Raw genomic sequence first — 18374 nt, 5'->3', positions numbered from 1 at the left:
CGGATGGGTCGTGATGGACCCGGCATCAACCATAAAAGCGCCCTCCCGATACCGGAGGGCGTTTGTTTTGGGCGGTGTTCACCTCAAATGCTGGCTCATCCAACGCTTTCTTAAAGCTGAGCTTAAGGCCGACTGCGGGAACGTTCGGGGGCAGACTGCGGTATTCCTGGGCATGAGTGTCGCTTCGGTCATCGTCGGCTGCCTGGCCGCCCTGGGTCTGCTGCTGGGCCTGATTCCCTTCTTCGGCTGGACCAACTGGTTCATCACGCTGCCGCTGGGCATCGTGGGCCTAGTTGTCGCCGCCATCGGCAACAGTCGCCCCGGCCTGATCCTGTGCGGCGTGGTGCTGCTGCTGGCCGGGCTGCGGCTGATGTTGGGCGGCGGCATTATCTGAAGTCGTAAATCTGAAATCGTGTGCGCGAAGGGCGCAGGCTGTACGTGTGGGATGTCGTGACCTTGATCCGGCCAGCCGCCCCTCGACATTTGCAACTCGAACAGTGTTCAGCCTGAGCGCCGCAGAGGGCTGCGCCGTCAGAGACCTTTCACTGCACTCAGGACGACAGCGTATTGTCGCGCCTCAACTTTACGCGCCTCCTTGAAGAACTGCGCCTCTCTAAAGGACTTCCCAGGGGCGGCGTATCCAGCTCAGGGCGGCGCAACCTAACCTTGTGGCGTCGTCCGGCCTCTACCTGGCGGCGCTCAAGGAGAACCATGCCCAACCCTCCACTTTCCAGCGCCCCGCCCTCCGTTCCCAACCCCGAACCCCAGCGGGAGCGCGTCGGTTACGCCGTCGTCGGCCTGGGTGAACTGACCTCCGAGGCGCTGATTCCGGCGCTGCGAACCAGCCAACACGCCTACCTGGCCGCCGTGGTCACCAGCGATATCGACAAGGGCCGGGCCGTCGCCGGGGCCGCCGGGCTCACCGACGCCGACGCCTACGTCTACGACGACTTCGAACAGCTCTCGACGCGAAGCGACGTGCAGGCGGTGTATATCGTGCTGCCCAACAATCTGCACCGCGATTTCGTCGAGCGGGCCGCCAGAATGGGCAAGCACGTCCTGTGCGAAAAGCCGCTGGCCTCCAAGACCCAGGACGCTGAGGCGATGGTGGCCGCCTGCAAAGCCGCCGGGGTCAGGCTGATGGCGGCGTACCGCATCCAGTACACGCCGGAACACTGGGCCGCCAAGAGGGCGATTGCCGAGGGCAAATTGGGCGCGGTCAAGCTGCTGAGCAGCGCCCATACCCAGGTCGAACCCACCGCCGACACCTGGCGCCTGAAACTGAAGCACTCAGGCGGCGGCCCGCTGATGGACGTGGGCATCTACTGCCTGAACACCCTGCGCTTTCTGACGGGTCGGGAGCCCGAATGGGTGTTCGCCGCACAGCACCAGCCCACGGACGACCCGCGCTTCACGGAGGTCGAGGAATCGCTGAGCTTCATGCTGGGTTTTCCCGGCGGCGTCATCGCGAGTGCCCTGTGCAGCTACGGCGCCGACAAAACCACCAGCCTGCGCGTGCTGGGCGACGGCGGCGCGGCGCTGCTGGACCCGGCGTTCGTGTACAGCGGCCTGAAACTCACGCTCTCAGGCGAGGGCGGCGACACGCTGGTGCGCTTCCCCAATTACGACCAGTTCCAGCTTGAGGTCGATCACTTCGCGCAGTGCATCCGATTGGGCCACGAGCCGTACACCCCCGGCGAGGAAGGCGTGCAGGACCACCGCCTGATGGACGCCATCTACGAAAGTGTGCGCAGCGGCCTGCGCGTCGTGTTGCCGAAGCTGAGCGGCACTGACCTGTTCAGGACGGTGAGCAACCAGCCAGCCCAGATTCAGCCGGGCCGCTGACGGCAGGTGTGTCTACAAGTGCATCAAGATGAGACGAACCGCCAGATGAGATGAACGTCATCCGGCCTACACTTGGTCGGTAAAGCTGCAAAGTCATCCGCTTGCTCCATTCAGACTAAAATACGAGGGCCAGGCAGGCAACGGGCACCGCGCCCAACGCCACGCCGCAAGGAGATCACTATGGATAACCGCACCACTTCCAATGTCCTGACCGTCGCCGGATTCGTGTCCATTCTCGCGTCGATCATCATCTGGTTTACCAACGGCGGCAGGGACGGCACCGTCGAGGAGCGTGCCCACGGCGAGCGCTTCGGCATTTTCGTCGGTCTGTGGGCACCAACCTTCTTCGTGCTGTCGAACAAGTACAACGAACAGGCCGTCGCCGAAGAAGAGTAAGCCCTGAGCTGGAGACAAAGAAGCAGGCCGAGCGACATAACGTCTGCCCGGCCTTCCGCTTTGGCCTTTGAGTGTGATGGACGCATCCGTCCGGTAAGAGTTGTCGTCCTGAACGCCGTGAAGGATCTCGTCGTTAAACAGCGAGATCCTTCACGGCGTTCAGGATGACAGCAACAAGACGGTGGGCATCGTCATTCCGTTCACTCTCAGCGCCGCAGCTTCTTGGCGGCCTCCTCCGGCGTGATCGCGCCGCGCTCCAACTGGCTGAGCACCTCGTCGCGGGGGTCGGCGGGCTCAGGCTCGTAGCCGATGGAGCGCAGCAGGTTGTCGAAACGGGCGCGGACGGTCGGGTAACTCAGGCCCAGGATGCGCTCGACTTCCTTGAGGTTGCCGCGCACCTTGATGTACAGCCGCAGAAAATCGAGGCTGTCGGGGGCCAGGGTGGCGAATTCGTTGAGTTCGAACTCGCCCTGCACGCTGATGCCCGCATTGGGAAATCTCAGGCCGGTCACCAGCGGGGCCTCGGTCACGTCGGGGAAAGGCAGGGGCAGCGCTCTGGGCATGGCGCAGTCTACTTGACGCCGACTACTTGACGCCGACTACTTGACGCTGAGCTGCACCGAGTTGCCGTTCTGGTCCTCGGCGCTCAGCAGCGGCCCCACCGGGGGGTTATTTTCCAGAATGAGTTGCAGCGACTCGGCGCTCATTCCGGCGTGCTCCAGGCTTTTGAGGGCGTGGGCAGGCAGCATCTTGGGGATATGGGCGGCCAGGCTCAGCGGCAGATTGGCGTTGTAGTTGCCGCCGTTTTCGTCCTCGATCTCGATGCGCAGGACGGTTCCGGCACGCGGCGCCCCCCGGTCATCAGTAGAGCGGCTGGCGGCGGGCGAGCCGTCGAAGGCCCGTTCCACCGTGTCGGTGATGCGCTCGACCATACCGTCAAAGTTGCCGAGGTTGCCGAGGTTGCCCAGCCAGCCGCCTTTCATGCCGGGTGGTGGGCTGGTCGGGCCACCGCGAGCCGCCGCCGCCTTGGGCGGATCGGTGCGGGCGAACAGAATATCGCTGACGCGCTCCGGGCCAAACCCCTCGGCGACGAGCAAGGCGAACAGCGGCGCCAGGGCGTCTTCGGACAGGTTCAGCTTGGGGTGCAGGGCGGCCAGCAGCGGCGCGGCGTCGGTGCTGCTCAACCTCCCGGCGTGGACCAGCTCCAGAATCCGGCGAATCTGTTCACGCATGATTGACCTCCGAGGGCACATCTGCCGCGTTCAGGCGCACCTGGCCCGCCGCGACCTGGCACGACAGCCCCGCCGCCCCGCTGCCGAGCCTGCCGCTGTAGGTGGCGTTGAGCAGGCCGCCGCGCTTGTCTACCGCGAAGTTGCTGACCAGTTGCCCCACCGTCACCTCGGCGCTGAGCTGCACGCTGCTGCCCGCCTCCAGGTTGAGGGTCGCCGCCCCGCCGTTGATCTCCAGGCGGTGCTGGCCGGAGCTGAGCAGCCCGCTCCAGCTCAGCAGCCCGCCGTTGACCGAGGCGATCAGGGTGGTGCTGTGGGCGACGGTGCCGTTGCCGCCGTTGATCTCCAGGTGCAGGTTGCCCGCCACCGACCCGGCGTTGAGGTTGCCGCCCGACACCTCGGCCTTGAGGTGCCCCACGTCGCCGACGCGCAGATTGCCGCCGGACACCTCGGCCTCCAGGGCGCCGCCGATGTCGGGCAGCACCAGTTGGCCGCCGCTGACCTCGGCCTTGACGTATCTGGGCACGAACGGCACCGACAAAGTAGCCCGGTGAACGCTGCCGAGGCGGATGCTGACGCCGCCCTCGCGCTCCACCGTCCAGCCTTTGGGACCTGAGCGCAGGTGCAGCCCCTCGGTTTCGCCGCCCAGTTGCGGCACCTTCAGGCCCGGCACGGTGCTGACGATCAGCGAATAGCCGCTGACCTCCAGTCGCAGATCGTCGGGGGTGTCGCTCTCAGCGTGCGGCGCGACTTCCTTGACGAAGCGGTCCACCAGTTTGTTGATGACGCTGCCGACGCCGGGCAGGCCGGGGATGGCCGGAATGCTGGGGACGGCTGGCGCTTCGGGGGACGCTGGCGGGGTCGGTGCAGTGGCTGCTGGTGTGAACGGAGCAGCCTCTGGCGCAGCGTTGAGCGCCACCTTCTCCATATCGACAGCGCTCACACCAGCGTTGCCGCCCTCACCGAGCAGATCGGCGGCCTCTTCGGGGGTGAGTTTGCCCTGGGCCACCAGGGTTTCGACCTGCTGCCGGAACGCGCCTTGCCCTGAAAGCGCCGCGTTCTGGCGCTGCTCATTCTTCTCGTCCATAGATCCTCCGTGAGCGCGTAGGTTGAAAGCGCCTACCCACTGGTTGTAAACCTAAAACCACCAGAATGTCAAGTTTAACTTTCCATTTAGAATCTCATGGGCGATTCATGGCCGGATATTCGGACATTTTTCGGGCGGTCCGGGCTGAATGGCAAACTCAGGTTTCCATAGCGGTGATGGGCGCTGACCGGGCGTCCCGCCTACGACCACCGCAGCGTTGTTCGGACCCCGCGCCCGCTATTCTGGGCGACATGACTGCTCCACACGACCCATCCACCGAACTACCCGTTGCTGAACTGTCCGTTGCTGAACTGTCCGTTACTGAGCTGCCCGTCATTGAACTGCCCGTCATTGAGCTGAGCGCCGCCCAGCGCACCGAGGTGGAGTTGCTGGCACGCGGTAAAGGCGAGCGGGCCAGGGCCATCCGCGACGCCAAACTCAGCGAGACGCCCGAAGCCGCCCACGAATTTTTGCTCAGGCACGGCCTCTGGAACGGCTTCCGGGTGCCCTATGCCGACCGGGCGGGCATCGATTTGAGCCCGATTACCCTGGCCGTGCCCGAACTCCCCATCGAGAGTCGCCTGGACCTGACCCACCTGGACGCCTTCGCCATCGACGACGAGGGCAGCCTCGACCCCGACGACGCCATCAGCATCGAGACCGTAAATACACAGACGGGGGGCGGCTACCGGCTGTGGGTGCATGTCGCCGACGTGGCCGCGCTGATCGAACCGAACAGCCCACTCGACCTCGAAGCCCGCTCGCGGGGCGCCACCCTGTATCTGCCCGACCAGATCTACAGCATGGTGCCCGAAAGCGTGGTGCAGTCGCTGGGCCTGGGCCTGCACGAGACGTCCCCGGCGCTGAGCATCAGCATCGACTTCGACGCCGAGTGGAACGCCGACACGGTGGAGGTCCAGCTCACCCGCATCCGGGCCACCCGGCTGAGCTACAGCGCCGCGCAAGTGAAACTGGACGCGGGCGAGGAACCCTTCGTGACCCTGCAACGCCTATCGCGCGCCAGCCGCAAGCAGCGCGAGGCCGAAGGGGCGCTGAGCATCGACTTGCCGGAAGTGCGGGTCAAACTCTTGCAGCGCGAGAACGACGTGCCCGAAGTCCAAATTCGCTCGCTGCCGCGCCCGGAGACGCGCTTCATCGTGCAGGAGTGCATGACGCTGGCCGGTTGGGCCGCCGCCATCTACGCCGACGATCTGGAGATCGCGCTGCCCTACGCCACCCAGGACGCCCCCACCCGCGAGGTGCGCGGCGACGACCTTCCAGCCCACTGGGCGCGGCGCAAAACCCTGGCCCGCACGAGGTTCAGGCCCGCGCCCGGCCCGCATCACGGCATGGGCCTCGACGCCTACGCCCAGGCCACCTCGCCGATGCGCCGCTACCTCGACCTGGTGGTGCATCAGCAGCTCCGGGCCGCCCTGAAAGACCAGCCGGGCCTCACGGGCGGCGAGATCGCCACACGGGTCGCCCAGGCCGAGATGAACGCGGGCGGCACCCGCACCGCCGAACGCCTGACGCGGCGCCACTACACCCTGGTGATGCTGATGCAGCAGCCCGGCGCCGTCTGGAACGCGCAGGTGGTCGAGCGGCGCGGCCCGCAGGCGACGGTGGTGATTCCCGAACTGGCGCTCGATACGCTGATGAGCACGGCGGCGAATGTGGGCGAGCTGCTACGGGTGGAAGTGGCCGAGATCAACCTGCCAAATCTGAGTGTGCGGCTGCGTGAAGTGCGGCGCTAAGGAGCAGACCACATGAAAGCAGCGCCCGGAAGTCGTCCAGGCGCTACTTGATTGACGGGAGTTTAGATTAGTCGGCGGGCATCAACACGGTGTCGATGAGGTGAACCACGCCGTTGCTGGTCGCCACGTCGGTTTTGGTCACGTTGGACTTGCCGCCCTTGGCGTCGGTCAGGCTGACAGCGACGGGGGTAGTGGCGGTGGCGGGCGTGATATTCACGGTGATTTCGCCAGTCTGCACAGTCTTGACTTTCTGCCCGTTCAGCTTGAGCACGTCCGCCGCTTCCGCCTTGATAGGCAGCACGTGATACTTCAGAATCTTGGCCAGCTTGTCTTTGTTTTCAGGCTTGAGCAGATCGGTCAACGTCGCTGCCGGGAGCTTGGCGAAGGCCGCGTCGGTGGGCGCGAACACCGTGTATGGCCCGGTGCCCTTGAGTGTATCGACCAGGCCAGCCGCCGTCAGCGCCTTCACCAGCGTACTCAGCTCAGGAGTGCCCGCCGCCACATCCACAATCGTGCCGGGCACCGGCTTGGGCATCAGCACCGTGTCGATGACGTGAATGACGCCGTTGCTGGCGGCCACATCGGTAGAGGTGACGTTGGAGGTGCCACCTGCGGCGTCGGTCAGGCTGACCTTGGTGCCCGCGATGTTGACAGTGATGTCCTCGCCTTGCACCGTCTTGACCGTCTTACCGTTCAGGGTCAGGACCGTCGCGGCTTTGGCCTCGATAGGCAGCACATGATAGGTCAGAATCTTGACCAACTTGTCTTTGTTTTCGGGCTTGAGCAGATCGGTCAACGTCGCTGCCGGGAGCTTGGCGAACGCCGCGTTGGTGGGCGCGAAGACCGTGAACGGTCCCTTGCCGCTCAGGGTATCGACCAGACCTGCCGCCTTGAGGGCCTTCACCAGTGTGGTGAACTCCGGGTCACTGGCGATGGCCACTTCGACGATGGTGCCGGGCTTGACGGGCTCTGGCTTGGTCGTGGTCATATCGCAGGCGGCGAGTGAAAGGGCCAGGAAAACAGCACCAATGGCATGGATTCGTTTCATATTGTGCCTCCAATCGTAACTCTAAATACTTTGCATGAGGAACAGTGTCTGTCTTCACTCAGACTTTAACTGACCTGGTAGCAGGTTACAATTGCCAGTGAGAATTCGTAAAAACCGGCGCCGGAACGAAGCCCTGGCACCGGAAGTTGAGCTTGAGATGTGAACCTATTCCGGCATCAACACGGTGTCGATCACGTGAATCACGCCGTTGCTGGCCGCGATATCGGTGGCGGTCACATTGGAAACGCCGCCCTTGGCATCGGTCAGGCTGACCTTGCCGCCGCTGACGTTGATGGTGATTTCCGTGCCCTCCAGGGTCTTGACCTTCTTCCCGGCCAGGCTCACCACCGTGGCGGCCTTGGCTTCGAGGGGCAGCACGTGGTAGGTCAGAATTTTGACCAGCGTGGCCTTGTTTTCAGGCTTGAGCAGGGTCTCCACCGTGCCTGCCGGGAGCTTGGCAAAGGCCGCGTTGGTGGGCGCCAGGACGGTCAGCGGGCCTTTGCCGTTCAGGGCATCGACCAGTCCGGCAGCTTTGACGGCGGCGACCAGCGTGCTGAAATCGGGGTTGCCCGCCGCGACGGCGACGATGGTGCCGGGGGCCTTGGCCATTGCCGCGTCGGCCATAACGGCGTCTTTTTTCATGGCGCCGTCGGCCATCATGCCGTCTTTGCCCGTGGTGGCCGCTGGAACGCAGGCGGCGAGAAGAACAGTCAGGCTGACAGCACCGAATGCTTGAACTAATTTCATATTGTGCCTCCACCTACGACTTTAATAATTCCGTCTAGACAACACTGTCCGTCTTCATGCAGACTTTAACTGATATTGCACCAGATTACAATTCGGGGGTTCAGATGTGAGCTGCAACACAGAGTAGGGGCTGCGCAAGGTCGGGGTTACACAATCAGGCGCCGCACAGCAAAAAACCCCGCCCGAAGACGAGGTTTAGTGGTGGTGGCAAAAGCCGGACTTGAACCGGCGACCCAACGATTTTCAGTCGTTTGCTCTACCAACTGAGCTATTTTGCCGCTTGGCGGTCCGGACGGGATTTGAACCCGCGACCTTCTGCGTGACAGGCAGATATGCTAACCGCTACACTACCAGACCCCACCAACAGCCCACACCAACGGCCTTCTTACGGGCGGGTTAAAGGATAGCCGCGCCCCCCGGCATTGTCAACATGGCGGCGGCGAGCACCAGGAGCGGGTCACGTCGGTCTGCACTTTTCGGGCAAGCTGAACGTCAACGCCCTCTCCTGCGGCGTTTTTCAAGTCTCACGCGGCACCTGTCCGGACCCGGCACGGTTGTCCGCCGTGGGAGTGAGCGGCCTGGACGCCCTTGGACACAACAACCCTGGTCATCATGAGCCTGGACACGACAATTCTGGTGACAACAACGCGGCGGCTCACTCTGGCTTCACCGGGACGGCCTTCGCCCTTTCCCACCCCGGTTTTCCCCGTAAGTGGCAAGGCGCTGGACGCCCGACGTGCGTTGCGCCCACCTCACCCTCTTTACCCTCTACCCTCTCACCCTCTTTTCCGGGCTTTACCTGGCGGCGCCTGAGCCTGTATACTTCACAAGTTGCCCCGGCGCAGGCCGGAGGCGGAGTGGTGGCTGTGCGGCGTGATCGGCGCATGGCGTGTTCTGTGAACGCATCTGCTGGCCCCAGGTCAGGCGTGGTGCGGTCCGCCAGCACAAAGGAGAACGTATGACTCAGAGCCGTATTCCCAGAATCAACCGTGGCGCCATCTTGCGCGCCGTCGAGCAGCCGCACCTCAAGGCCGACGTGCCGGAGTTCCAGGCGGGCGACACCGTGCGCGTGGAAACCAAGGTCGTGGAGGGCACCCGCACCCGCCTCCAGGCGTTCGAGGGCGTGGTCATCGCCATCAACGGCGGCGGCACCCGCAAGAGCTTTACCGTGCGCAAGATCTCGTTTGGCGAGGGCGTGGAGCGCGTGTTCCCCTACAACACCCCGCTGATTAGCAAGATCACCATTCTGGAGCGCGGTAAAGTCAGGCGTGCCAAACTGTACTACCTGCGCGAGCTGCGTGGCAAGGCCGCCCGCATCAAGAACGACCGTGGCCGCGTGATGAAAGACGCCGCCCGCAACCAGCGCGTCAAGGAAGAAGCGGCCCAGACGGCAGCAACTGCTTTTGCTGCCCAGGCAGCGGCGGCCACCGCTGCGGCTGAAGTTGCTGCGGCTGAAGCTGCTGCGGCTGCTCCGGTAGCGGCGCCCGCGCCCGCCGAGCAGGCCCCCGAAACCCAGGGCGAGTAAGTCCCGAAGGTTCACATGCCCCGCCCTCCGGTGTGAGCGGCGGGGTTTTGCTGTGCCCCAGGGTTTGCGCCGCAGTCGCCTGACCCGCCCCTGACGGCCTGCCGGAATGCTGAGTGCATGCTGAACTCCCGTGTGTCGGTGGCCGCCCTGAGTCTGAGTTTTTCGCTGGGCCTTGCCCTGAGTGGACCCGGCCAGGCGGCGGAGCTGGTCGGCTACGCGGTACTGAGCGCCGACACCTTTGCCGAGGGTCCGGCCAGCGGGCAGTTTTCGGGTGACGGCAGCAAGGCCGCCCAGCCCCGGTTTCCCAGCCAGCCGGTGCAGGGCTTTTCCGCCGTGCAGTTCGGCGCGGCGGCGCTCAGCTACGCCGTCATGCCCGACAACGGTTACGGCAGCAAATACAACAGCCCAGACTTTCTGCTGCGCCTGTACACCGTGACGCCGAGCTTCAAGACGGCGCCGGGCAGGGCGGGCAGCGTCAAGGTGGGCGCGTTCATTCAGCTCCGCGACCCTGACAAGAAAGTGCCGTTTTTGATCGTCAACGAAAACACCACAGATCGCCTGCTGACCGGCGCCGATTTCGACATCGAGTCGTTTGTGCAGATGCCCGACGGCAGCTTCTGGATCGGTGAGGAGTTCGGGCCGTTCCTGCTGCATGTGGCAAATGACGGCAAGCTGCTGAGCGCCCCGGTGCCGACCCCCGACCTGGCGGCGGGCAAAGACCCGACCAGGGACCTGGTGCGTTCGCCGAACAACCCCAGCATCCTGGCCGCCAGCCCGGCACCTGGCGCGACCAGCCTCGCCAACCTGGGCAGCTCGAAAGGCTTCGAGGGACTGGCCAGCAACCCGGCCCGCACCAAACTTTATCCGCTGCTGGAAGGCTCGGTGCTCGGCGACGCGCCCAGCACGCTGCGCCTGTACGACTTCGACCCGGCCACCGGCACCTTCGGCAAGATCATTGGCCGCTACAAACTCGAAGACCCGGCCAACTCGATTGGCGACCTGACGGTGGTGAGTGACAACGAATACCTGGTGATCGAGCGCGACCAGGCGTCGGGCGAGGCGGCCAAGCTCAAGAAGATCTACAGCATCGACCTGACCAAACAGGGCGCCGATGGAAATTTCGTCAAAACCGAAGTGGCCGACTTGCTGAACATCAGCGACCCGCAGAACCTGGCGGGCCTGGGCACCACCTTCCGCTTTCCGTTTATCACCATCGAGGACGTGCTGGTGCTGGACGCCAATACCATTCTGGTCATCAACGACAACAACTACCCCGGCACAGGCGGGCGCGGCGCCGACGTCAAAGACCCCAGCGAGTTCCTGACCCTCAAGCTCGACACGCCGCTGAAGCTGGGCGCCGGAGTCGGGCGCAAGTAGAGCTTGCTGAGGGTCGGGGGCCGGAGTCCGGGGGCGGGATTTCGGCCCCCGACCGTTCGCCCTGCCGTCACCAGGCGAGTAACCGCCGGGCGGCTCAGGCGGGTGTGGGGTAGCATGGGCCGGAGAATCCAAAAACCGGAATTCAGAGCGCACCAGCTTCCATGCGCACCGATTCCCCCAGGAGAACCACCCATGAGTGAACCCATGAGTAAAATAGTCATGAAAGAACCTGTACGTGTCGCCGTGACCGGAGCGGCGGGCCAGATCGGCTACAGCCTGCTGTTTCGCATCGCGGCGGGCGACATGCTCGGCGCCGACCAGCCGGTCATCTTGCAACTGCTGGAAGTCACTCCGGCCCTCAAAGCGCTCAGCGGTGTGGTCATGGAACTGAGCGACGGCGCCTACCCTCTGCTGCACGGCACCGTGATGAGCGACGACCCGAACGTGGCCTTTGCAGGCGCCGACTACGCCCTGCTGGTGGGCGCCATGCCCCGCAAGGCCGGAATGGAGCGCGGCGACCTGCTGAGCGCCAACGGCGGCATCTTCAAGCCGCAGGGCGAGGCGCTGAGCAAGGTCGCCAGCAAGGGCGTGAAGGTATTGGTGGTCGGCAACCCGGCCAACACCAACGCCCTGATCGCCCAGCAAAACGCGCCGGACCTGGGCGCGCGGCAGTTCACGGCGATGGTCCGGCTCGACCACAACCGCGCCATCTCACAGCTCGCCGCCAAGACGGGCCAGCCGGTGAGCAGCATCAAGAACATCACCATCTGGGGTAACCACTCCTCGACCCAGTACCCGGATCTGTCGCAGGCCACGGTAGACGGTCAGCAGGCGCTGGACCTGGTGGATCAGGCCTGGTACGAGGGCGAGTACATCCCCACCGTCGCCAAGCGCGGCGCGGCCATCATCGAGGCGCGGGGCAGCAGCAGCGCGGCCAGTGCCGCCAGCGCGGCCATCGACCACATGCGCGACTGGGCGCACGGCACCCGTGAGGGCGAGTGGGTCAGCATGGGCATTCCCTCGGACGGCAGCTACGGCATCCCGCAGGGCCTGATCTACGGCTTTCCGGTGACGGTGACAGGCGGCGTTTACAGCATCGTGCAGGGTCTGCCCATCAGCGATTTCAGCCGGGGCCGCATGGACGCCACCGCCCAGGAGCTGACCGAGGAGCGAGACGCGGTGCGCGAACTGGGTCTGGTGAAGTAAGCCGGAAAGCACATAAGAATGGTGGCCGGGACGCGAAATCCCGGCCATTTTCATTCACCCTGCCAGGCGCCTCTACTTACCAAGCGAGCGGTAATCGGTGGTGAACTGCGCCAGGCTCTTGCCCAGGGTGTCGGTCATGCGCTTGGTGTAGGTCGCCCGGTCCCAGACGTCTTTGTCGCCGCCCCAGTAGCCGTCGCTCCAGATGGTGGCGCTGCCGATCTCGGTAGCACCCACGCGGGCCGTGAAGCTTCGCAGACTCAACTCCACGTTGTAGAGGCTGGGCGCCCCCGCCACGTCCAGGCCGAAGGTGAAGTCCAGGTTCAGGTCGCAGTTGATGGCGTCGTCGTACTGCACGGCTCCGAGCTTCAGGACGCGCAGGGTCTCCAGCATGATGGCCCTGGCCTGATCGCCCAGCGCCTCGTCGGGCTCGTCGTCGACCTCGACTTCCGCGCTGTAGCACAGCACCGCGTCCTTCAGGGTCGCCAGGGAGGCGGCGTCGCTGCTCGGCTGGGCGGCCAGCCCAGTGCTAGCCAGCGAGCCAGACAGTAGGGTGCCGAACATCACAGCCAGCTTCATCTTCTTCATGAAAGCAGCATAGGGAGGAGGCGGCTGGAAGTAAAGCCTGAGTGCCGGTAGGGGCACCGTATCCGGTGAGCGGACAACACCAGCTCTGGCAACTTGCTTCCCACTTCCGGCATAGTCAACGGCATGAACCGACCTCTTCGACTGGCCGCGCTCCTGCCTGCGCTCCTGAGCGCTTCACTGAGTTTGCCCACGCTGGCCCGAACCATTCAGGCGACCCCGGCCCCAGCAGCACTCACGCCCCAGGCGGCACTGACCCGGCTGGCCCAGGCGCCCATACTCGACCCCAGATGGTTCGTACCCGCGTTTGCCAGCAAGCTGCGGCAGGTGCAGCGCGGCTTTCAGGGCTTCGCGGGGCAGTACGGCGCCTTTCAGGGAGTGGACGTGCTGGGCCAGGACACCTACCGGCTGCGCTACGCGGGCGGCACGGTCACCGTTTCGGCCCAGCTCAATGCGGCGGGGCAGTTTACCGGGCTGTTTCTAAAGGGTCAGGAAGCGAAGACGGCGGCTCCGACTACGCCAACCAGCACCACACCAGCAACCAGCAGCCCAGCAACCAGCAGCCCAGCAACCAGTACCCCGGCCAGCGCCGCCCTGGACCGACTCTTCCGCGCCGCCGCGCCGCAGGCCGAATGGTTCACACCGGAATTTCTGAACATGGCGCCGATAGCCTCGCTGACCCGCACGCTCAATCTGCTGCGCCAGGGCCTGGGCCTGGGCGCCTTCCAGGGCGTGAGTAAGGACGGCAAAACGCTCAACTTCGCCCAGGGCACCATTCCGGTCAACCGGGTGAGCGTGGACGCCCAGGGCCGTTTTACCGGTCTGTTCGTCGGGGCGCCCAGTCTCAACTCTTCCGCGCCGCGTCCCAGCCTGCAAAGCGCCGTGGACGCCTTCAAGGTTCTGCCCGGCCAGGTCAGCGTGGCCGTGACTGAGAACGGCAAGCTGCTGGGCGGCCTGAATCCGGAAGCCAAACTGGCGGTGGCCTCGGCCTTCAAACTGGGCATCCTGGCCGAGCCACAAGACCAGATCAAAGCCGGAAAGCACGCCTGGGCCGAGGTCGTCACGCTTCAGGACGCCGACAAGTCCCTGCCCAGCGGTTTTTTGCAGACCTGGCCCGACAGCTCAATGCTGACCTTGCAGAGCCTGGCGACCCTGATGATCTCCCAGAGCGACAACACCGCCACCGATCTGCTGCTGCGGGTGGTGGGGGGCAGCGGTGTGGGCCAGAAGCTGGGCCTGGGCGCCGTGCCGAGCACCCGCGAGCTATTCGCGCTGAAAAATCCGGCCAATAAAGCGCTGCTCAGTACCTACCTGGCGGGCGACGATGCTGGAAAAAACGCCGTGCTGGCACAACTTGCCGCCGCCCCACTGCCCGCCGCCGAACTGTTCGGCAACGGCGCGGTGGTCGCGCCCGGCGTCGAGTGGTTCGTGAGTACCACGCGCCTGTGCAGCCTGATGAACGAGGTCGCCGCCCTGCCGCTGATGCAGGTCAATCCTGGCGCCGCCGACCCGGCGCAGTTTGGGGCGGTCAGCTTCAAAGGCGGCAGCGAGGGCGGCGTGCTGAACCTGACCAGCCAGATCATCACCCAGGGCGGGCGCAGCGTCTGCCTGAGCGCCACCTGGAACAACGCGGCCCCGCTCGACGAAAGGCGCTTCGGGCTGCTGTACACCGGGCTGTTGCAAACGCTGAAATAGGACGGCTGAGCTGATCGGGCTGAGCGGGCTGAGCGGAACGCCGCGAAGGGTCTGATACGGAATTGAAAAGACTCCCGAACATGAAGCGTTGGGGCTGCCCGGTGGCCCCCTCTCCCGCAGGGGGTGAGGGGTCAGTCGCGTATACACCGAAGTCAAGTTAATCCCGTATGACGTGGCTGGGAGCCTGGCCAGTCAAAAACCTGGCCAGTCAAAAAAGTCCCTGTCGTGCTCGCTGCGTCCGCTGGGGCCGGGAGATGCTTCGGCAAGCTCAGCATGACGGCCTTCCCTGGTTGGCATCCTGGGTGCTTCCAGGCGTGCCCTAGAGCAGATGTCATAAAAAGACCCTTTTATGACCGAGCGGAGCGAGTAGTGTTGACTGAGCAGGACGCAGAATGGAGGCGCGGGGAGGCTGTTTTCCCCGTGGCGTAATTCGGAGTACTGCCCTAAAACCCGGTCGCCGACTTGTAGGCCGCGATCAACGATCCGCCCCACAGCAGCGCCACCACCGCCCCAATCGCCAGAAACGGGCCGAACTTGACCCGGTTGTCGCTTCTCAGGGCCTTTTGCACGATGCCGAACACCGCGCCCGCGACCACCGCGACGGCCAGCGTCAGCACCAGCTTGTCAAAGCCCAGGAAGGCGCCGATGACGGCGGCCAGCTTCACGTCACCGAAGCCCATCGCCCGTGGGTCGGCGGGGGCGTCCTGGTCGATGGCCTTCTCGTTGACCCACCAGTAGGTGCCCGCCAGCAGACTGACCGCGCCCGCTGCGGCCAGGCCACCGTTCAGACCACCCAGGAAGGCCGGGCCGCCCAGCGTGCTCAGCAGCGGCAGGCCCACCAATGAGCCGCCCACCGTCAGCAGTTCGGGAACGCGCACGGTACGTTTGCTGGCTGCGTTGAGCAGGGTCGAGGCCGCGCCCAGCGCCAGGCCGCCGAGTGTCGCCGCCCACAGGTTGCCGGACAGGCCGCCGATGAGGAGCCCGCCAAAGAGTCCAAGTGCGATCTGCTGGTAGCCCAGCGGCTGCTCCGGGTACTGCATTTCACGGAGGCGCCGCATGATCCACGAGCCGAGCAAATCGATGGTGACCAGCAGCCCCGCGCCCATCAGGCCGCCGCGCAGGGCCTCGCTGAAGACGGGCAGGCCGACGCTGGCCGCGCCGCTGGAAGTGTGCACCAGCCCAAACAGCACGCCGATGACGGCGCCGGGAATGGTCAGCGCGTCGGGCAGGGTGTAGGTTTCGGCGTCGATGACCGACGAGGCGAGCAAGATGGTGAACAGCAGGCACAGCCCGAACACGCCCGCGCCCACCGCGCTGAAGGGAAACAGCAGTCCCAGCCCCAGGTACGCCAGCCCCGAAATCAGCTCGATGATGGGGTAGCGCGGGGTGATCGGCGCCTGGCAGTAGCGGCACTTGCCGCCCAGCGCCACCCAGGACGCCACCGGGACCAGATCGAGGACGGCCAGCGGGTGCTCGCACCTGGGGCAGTGGCTGGGCGGAAAGGCGATATTTTCGCCACGGGGCAGCCGCCAGATCAGCACGTTGGAAAACGAGCCGATCAGCAGGCCCAGCACGCCCAGCGTCACTGCGACGAACACGTCGATATTCACGCCGGGCAGTGTACCCGCCGTCCTCTTGGCCGAGTCTTACAGCGCGTATCCTGACCGGCATGACTGCTCCGAAATCGCCCATGAAACTCCTGCTGATCGTGCCCCACCCCGACGACGAGGTGTACGGCGCGGCGGGCACCCTGATGGACCATGTACACGCCGGGCACACCGTCGGTCTCCTCACCCTGACCAGGGGCGAGGCGGGGCGCACCCTGGGCCTGGCCGACAGTCCACAGGCGCTGGGAGACCTGCGCGAAACCGAGCTGCGAGCGTGCCTGGACGTGATCGGCGTGCAGGTCCACGAGCACCTGAGCTTTCCCGACAAGTACCTTCAGGACCAGCCGCTGACGGCGCTGATCGAGGTCGCCCGCAGCGCCATGCAGCGCTGGCGTCCCGAAACGGTGCTGACCTTTCCGCCCAACGGCAGCAACGGCCACCCGGACCATGTCACCACCCACCGCGCCGTGAAAGCCGCCTGGGACAGCTTGCCGCAGGCCGAGCGCCCGGCGCTGTGGTACTACGCCTCGGACGTGGCGCCCGAAAACGAGGAGTGGCGTGCCCTGTGGCTACCGCCCACCATCCGCCGCGACGTGAGCAGATTTATTACGCGCAAGCTCCAGGCCATCGCCTGCCACCGCACCCAGGCGCTGAGCACGGTGGATTTTATTCGCAAGTACCCGGAGCGCGTCACCGAGGAGACGTTCTACCAGGTGGAATAGGCAGGTGGAGTGAGGCTGGGTGCCTGCGACTACACATCCTGAGTGCAGCGGGCTTGTTGGTCAGGGCCGCGTTTCGTCGCCAGCGGACGCGCCGTGAGCCTCACTCCTGCGGGGCACGCCAGGCTGTCACGGCTCGTGGGGGCGCAAGCACAAGCTTGAGCGGGGTGTGACGGCCTAGATTTGGTTGCCCAGGTTTGGGGGCGGCGTCTTGAACAGAACGGCACCTTCCGGGCCTTCTTGGGCAGAACGGACGCGCCTGGGCACGCCTGCCCGCCTCTTGGCCTGAACAGCGCCGCTGGCGACGCTAGGCCGCTTCTTGGGCACAGCGGACTGTCGTCGTGAACGGACTGTCCTCGTGAACGGACGCCCATGAGGACGCCACTCGTCCCCATGAGGATGCCACTCCTCTCCTGCGGAGCTTTGCAAGTCCGCCTGGGCACGCCTGCCCGCTTCTTGGCCTGAACAGCGCCGCTGGCGACGCTAGGCCGCTGTCCGCCCCTCACTCAAGCCTGGACGACAGCCTGGGATTATCAGCTCTTTGGTGTAAGAACCCCGTCCCAATCCCCCCTTTATTCTGAAAATGTGACGACATCTTCCTCTCCGGCCTCATCCTCGAAAGCTCCGGCGCTGCCCGCAGTCGATGTGCGCGGGCTCAAAAAGAAGTACCGCGACCAGGTGATCCTCGAAGAGGTCTCGCTTCAGGTCAAGCCGGGCGAGGTCTACGCCCTGACCGGCCCCAACGGCGCGGGTAAAACCACGCTGATTCGCTGCATGACCGGCCTGGCCTTTCCCAGCGGCGGCGAGATCAAGCTGATGGGGCTCGACATTCACCACGACGGCCCCCGTGCGCGGGCCAACCTGGGCGCGGTGGTGGAGGCGCCCGCCAAGTTCTACCCGCAGTTCTCCGGCTCGCAAAACCTCCAGATGCACGCCCAGCTCGCCGCGATGGCGCCCGGCTCCAAAAAAATCAGCAGAGACCGGGTGCGCGAGGTGCTGGCGCTGCTCGAACTCACCCGCATGGCCGACCGCCCGGTGGGCGAATACTCGCTGGGCCAGCGGCAACGGCTGGGCGTGGCCGCCGCCATTCTGGCCGAACCCCGCGTGCTGATTCTGGATGAGCCGACCTCCGGACTCGACCCGCTGGGCATCGGGCTGATTCACCGCATCGTGACCGACCTGGCGACGGGCGGCTGCGCGGTGATTCTGAGCACCCACCACCTGCGCGAAATCGCCACCTACGCCCACACCGTCGGCATTCTGACCGGCGGGCGTATGGCCGACACGGTAGACCTGCGTGCCCGCCAGGCCAATTACCGCTTCCGGGTCGACGACGAGGTGGGGGCCGCCGCCGTGCTGAGCGCCCTGCCGTTCGTGCGCAAGGCGACCAGCCGCAAACCCTACGCCATCGCCCACATCGGCGGCGAAACCCGCGTGCCCGACGCCCTGGCCGCACTCTCGCAGGGCGGCATCCGGGTCTTCGAGGCCAGCCCCGATCACTTTGACCTCTACGAGTACTACCGCGAACGGGTGGAGCAACACTGATGCTGCGGACTT

General features: G+C 65.2%; 17 protein-coding genes and 2 tRNA genes. 10 read left to right on the top strand and 9 right to left on the bottom strand.

The features are described from left to right. Positions 1–172: 172 nt before the first annotated feature. The 3 genes from Q0R23_RS06745 to Q0R23_RS06735 all read left to right on the top strand — a co-directional run bounded on the left by Q0R23_RS06745 (position 173) and on the right by Q0R23_RS06735 (position 2241). On the top strand, positions 173–394 hold the full coding sequence (locus Q0R23_RS06745; RefSeq protein ID WP_293911648.1) for a hypothetical protein: 222 nt from the start codon (positions 173–175) through the stop codon (positions 392–394). 317 nt (positions 395–711) lie between these two features. After that, the gene (locus tag Q0R23_RS06740; RefSeq protein WP_293911647.1) at positions 712–1845 is read left to right on the top strand and encodes a Gfo/Idh/MocA family oxidoreductase; all 1134 of its coding nucleotides are present in this window, start codon (positions 712–714) and stop codon (positions 1843–1845) included. 180 nt (positions 1846–2025) lie between these two features. Beyond that, the gene (locus tag Q0R23_RS06735; RefSeq protein WP_293911646.1) at positions 2026–2241 is read left to right on the top strand and encodes a hypothetical protein; all 216 of its coding nucleotides are present in this window, start codon (positions 2026–2028) and stop codon (positions 2239–2241) included. A 206-nt stretch (positions 2242–2447) separates the two neighbouring features. Here the strand turns inward: Q0R23_RS06735 and Q0R23_RS06730 are convergent, their stop codons facing one another. The 3 genes from Q0R23_RS06730 to Q0R23_RS06720 are packed head-to-tail and all read right to left on the bottom strand — an operon-like array spanning position 2448 to position 4557. Further along, a complete protein-coding gene (locus Q0R23_RS06730; protein WP_293911645.1) occupies positions 2448–2804 on the bottom strand; it encodes a DUF2089 family protein in 357 nt (118 codons plus the stop codon). A gap of 36 nt (positions 2805–2840) precedes the next feature. Next, a complete protein-coding gene (locus Q0R23_RS06725; RefSeq protein WP_293911644.1) occupies positions 2841–3473 on the bottom strand; it encodes a hypothetical protein in 633 nt (210 codons plus the stop codon). Further along, complete coding sequence (locus Q0R23_RS06720; protein ID WP_293911643.1) at positions 3466–4557, bottom strand: hypothetical protein; 1092 nt, start codon at positions 4555–4557, stop codon at positions 3466–3468. Before Q0R23_RS06720 ends, Q0R23_RS06725 begins: the two co-directional genes overlap by 8 nt. 251 nt (positions 4558–4808) lie before the next feature. On the opposite strand from Q0R23_RS06720, the gene Q0R23_RS06715 reads away from it, so the two are divergent. Then, positions 4809–6311, top strand: a complete 1503-nt coding sequence (locus tag Q0R23_RS06715; RefSeq protein ID WP_293911642.1) for an RNB domain-containing ribonuclease — start codon at positions 4809–4811, stop codon at positions 6309–6311. A gap of 67 nt (positions 6312–6378) precedes the next feature. On the opposite strand, the gene Q0R23_RS06710 is transcribed toward Q0R23_RS06715, so the two are convergent. The 4 genes from Q0R23_RS06710 to Q0R23_RS06695 form a co-directional block, all read right to left on the bottom strand. Then, positions 6379–7359 carry a fasciclin domain-containing protein gene (locus Q0R23_RS06710; protein ID WP_293911640.1) on the bottom strand — a complete coding sequence of 327 codons (981 nt, stop codon included), beginning with the start codon at positions 7357–7359 and terminating at the stop codon, positions 6379–6381. 165 nt (positions 7360–7524) lie between these two features. Next, positions 7525–8106 (bottom strand): fasciclin domain-containing protein, encoded by a 582-nt coding sequence (locus tag Q0R23_RS06705; protein ID WP_293911638.1) that lies wholly within the window; start codon positions 8104–8106, stop codon positions 7525–7527. Positions 8107–8308: 202 nt separating this feature from the next. Then, a tRNA-Phe gene (locus Q0R23_RS06700) sits at positions 8309–8384 on the bottom strand. A 3-nt stretch (positions 8385–8387) separates the two neighbouring features. Beyond that, a tRNA-Asp gene (locus Q0R23_RS06695) sits at positions 8388–8463 on the bottom strand. Positions 8464–9064: 601 nt separating this feature from the next. On the opposite strand from Q0R23_RS06695, the gene rplS reads away from it, so the two are divergent. From rplS to Q0R23_RS06680, 3 genes are all read left to right on the top strand, one after another. Further along, positions 9065–9631 carry a 50S ribosomal protein L19 gene (rplS, locus tag Q0R23_RS06690; RefSeq protein ID WP_293911637.1) on the top strand — a complete coding sequence of 189 codons (567 nt, stop codon included), beginning with the start codon at positions 9065–9067 and terminating at the stop codon, positions 9629–9631. A 117-nt stretch (positions 9632–9748) separates the two neighbouring features. Next, positions 9749–11008, top strand: coding sequence for an esterase-like activity of phytase family protein (locus tag Q0R23_RS06685; RefSeq protein ID WP_293911636.1), 1260 nt, complete (start codon positions 9749–9751; stop codon positions 11006–11008). Positions 11009–11227: 219 nt separating this feature from the next. After that, entirely contained in the window at positions 11228–12214 is a 987-nt protein-coding gene (locus tag Q0R23_RS06680; RefSeq protein WP_366520396.1) for a malate dehydrogenase, read from the top strand. A 72-nt stretch (positions 12215–12286) separates the two neighbouring features. On the opposite strand, the gene Q0R23_RS06675 is transcribed toward Q0R23_RS06680, so the two are convergent. Continuing rightward, a complete protein-coding gene (locus Q0R23_RS06675; RefSeq protein WP_293911635.1) occupies positions 12287–12799 on the bottom strand; it encodes a hypothetical protein in 513 nt (170 codons plus the stop codon). A gap of 123 nt (positions 12800–12922) precedes the next feature. Between Q0R23_RS06675 and Q0R23_RS06670 the strand changes: the two genes are divergently transcribed. Then, the gene (locus tag Q0R23_RS06670; RefSeq protein ID WP_293911634.1) at positions 12923–14491 is read left to right on the top strand and encodes a serine hydrolase; all 1569 of its coding nucleotides are present in this window, start codon (positions 12923–12925) and stop codon (positions 14489–14491) included. 443 nt (positions 14492–14934) lie between these two features. Here Q0R23_RS06670 and Q0R23_RS06665 read toward each other — a convergent pair whose 3' ends face one another. Next, positions 14935–16101 (bottom strand): A24 family peptidase, encoded by a 1167-nt coding sequence (locus Q0R23_RS06665; RefSeq protein ID WP_293911633.1) that lies wholly within the window; start codon positions 16099–16101, stop codon positions 14935–14937. Positions 16102–16160: 59 nt separating this feature from the next. Here Q0R23_RS06665 and Q0R23_RS06660 point away from each other — a divergent pair, with 59 nt between their 5' ends. Both Q0R23_RS06660 and Q0R23_RS06655 read left to right on the top strand, forming a co-directional pair. Then, the gene (locus Q0R23_RS06660; RefSeq protein WP_293911632.1) at positions 16161–16820 is read left to right on the top strand and encodes a PIG-L deacetylase family protein; all 660 of its coding nucleotides are present in this window, start codon (positions 16161–16163) and stop codon (positions 16818–16820) included. 582 nt (positions 16821–17402) lie between these two features. After that, on the top strand, positions 17403–18362 hold the full coding sequence (locus Q0R23_RS06655) for an ABC transporter ATP-binding protein (RefSeq protein WP_293911631.1): 960 nt from the start codon (positions 17403–17405) through the stop codon (positions 18360–18362). Positions 18363–18374: the final 12 nt, after the last annotated feature.

Source organism: Deinococcus sp. (assembly GCF_025362455.1).
In the GTDB taxonomy this organism is placed as follows: domain Bacteria; phylum Deinococcota; class Deinococci; order Deinococcales; family Deinococcaceae; genus Deinococcus.
This window is presented reverse-complemented; position numbering and strand designations above follow the sequence as displayed.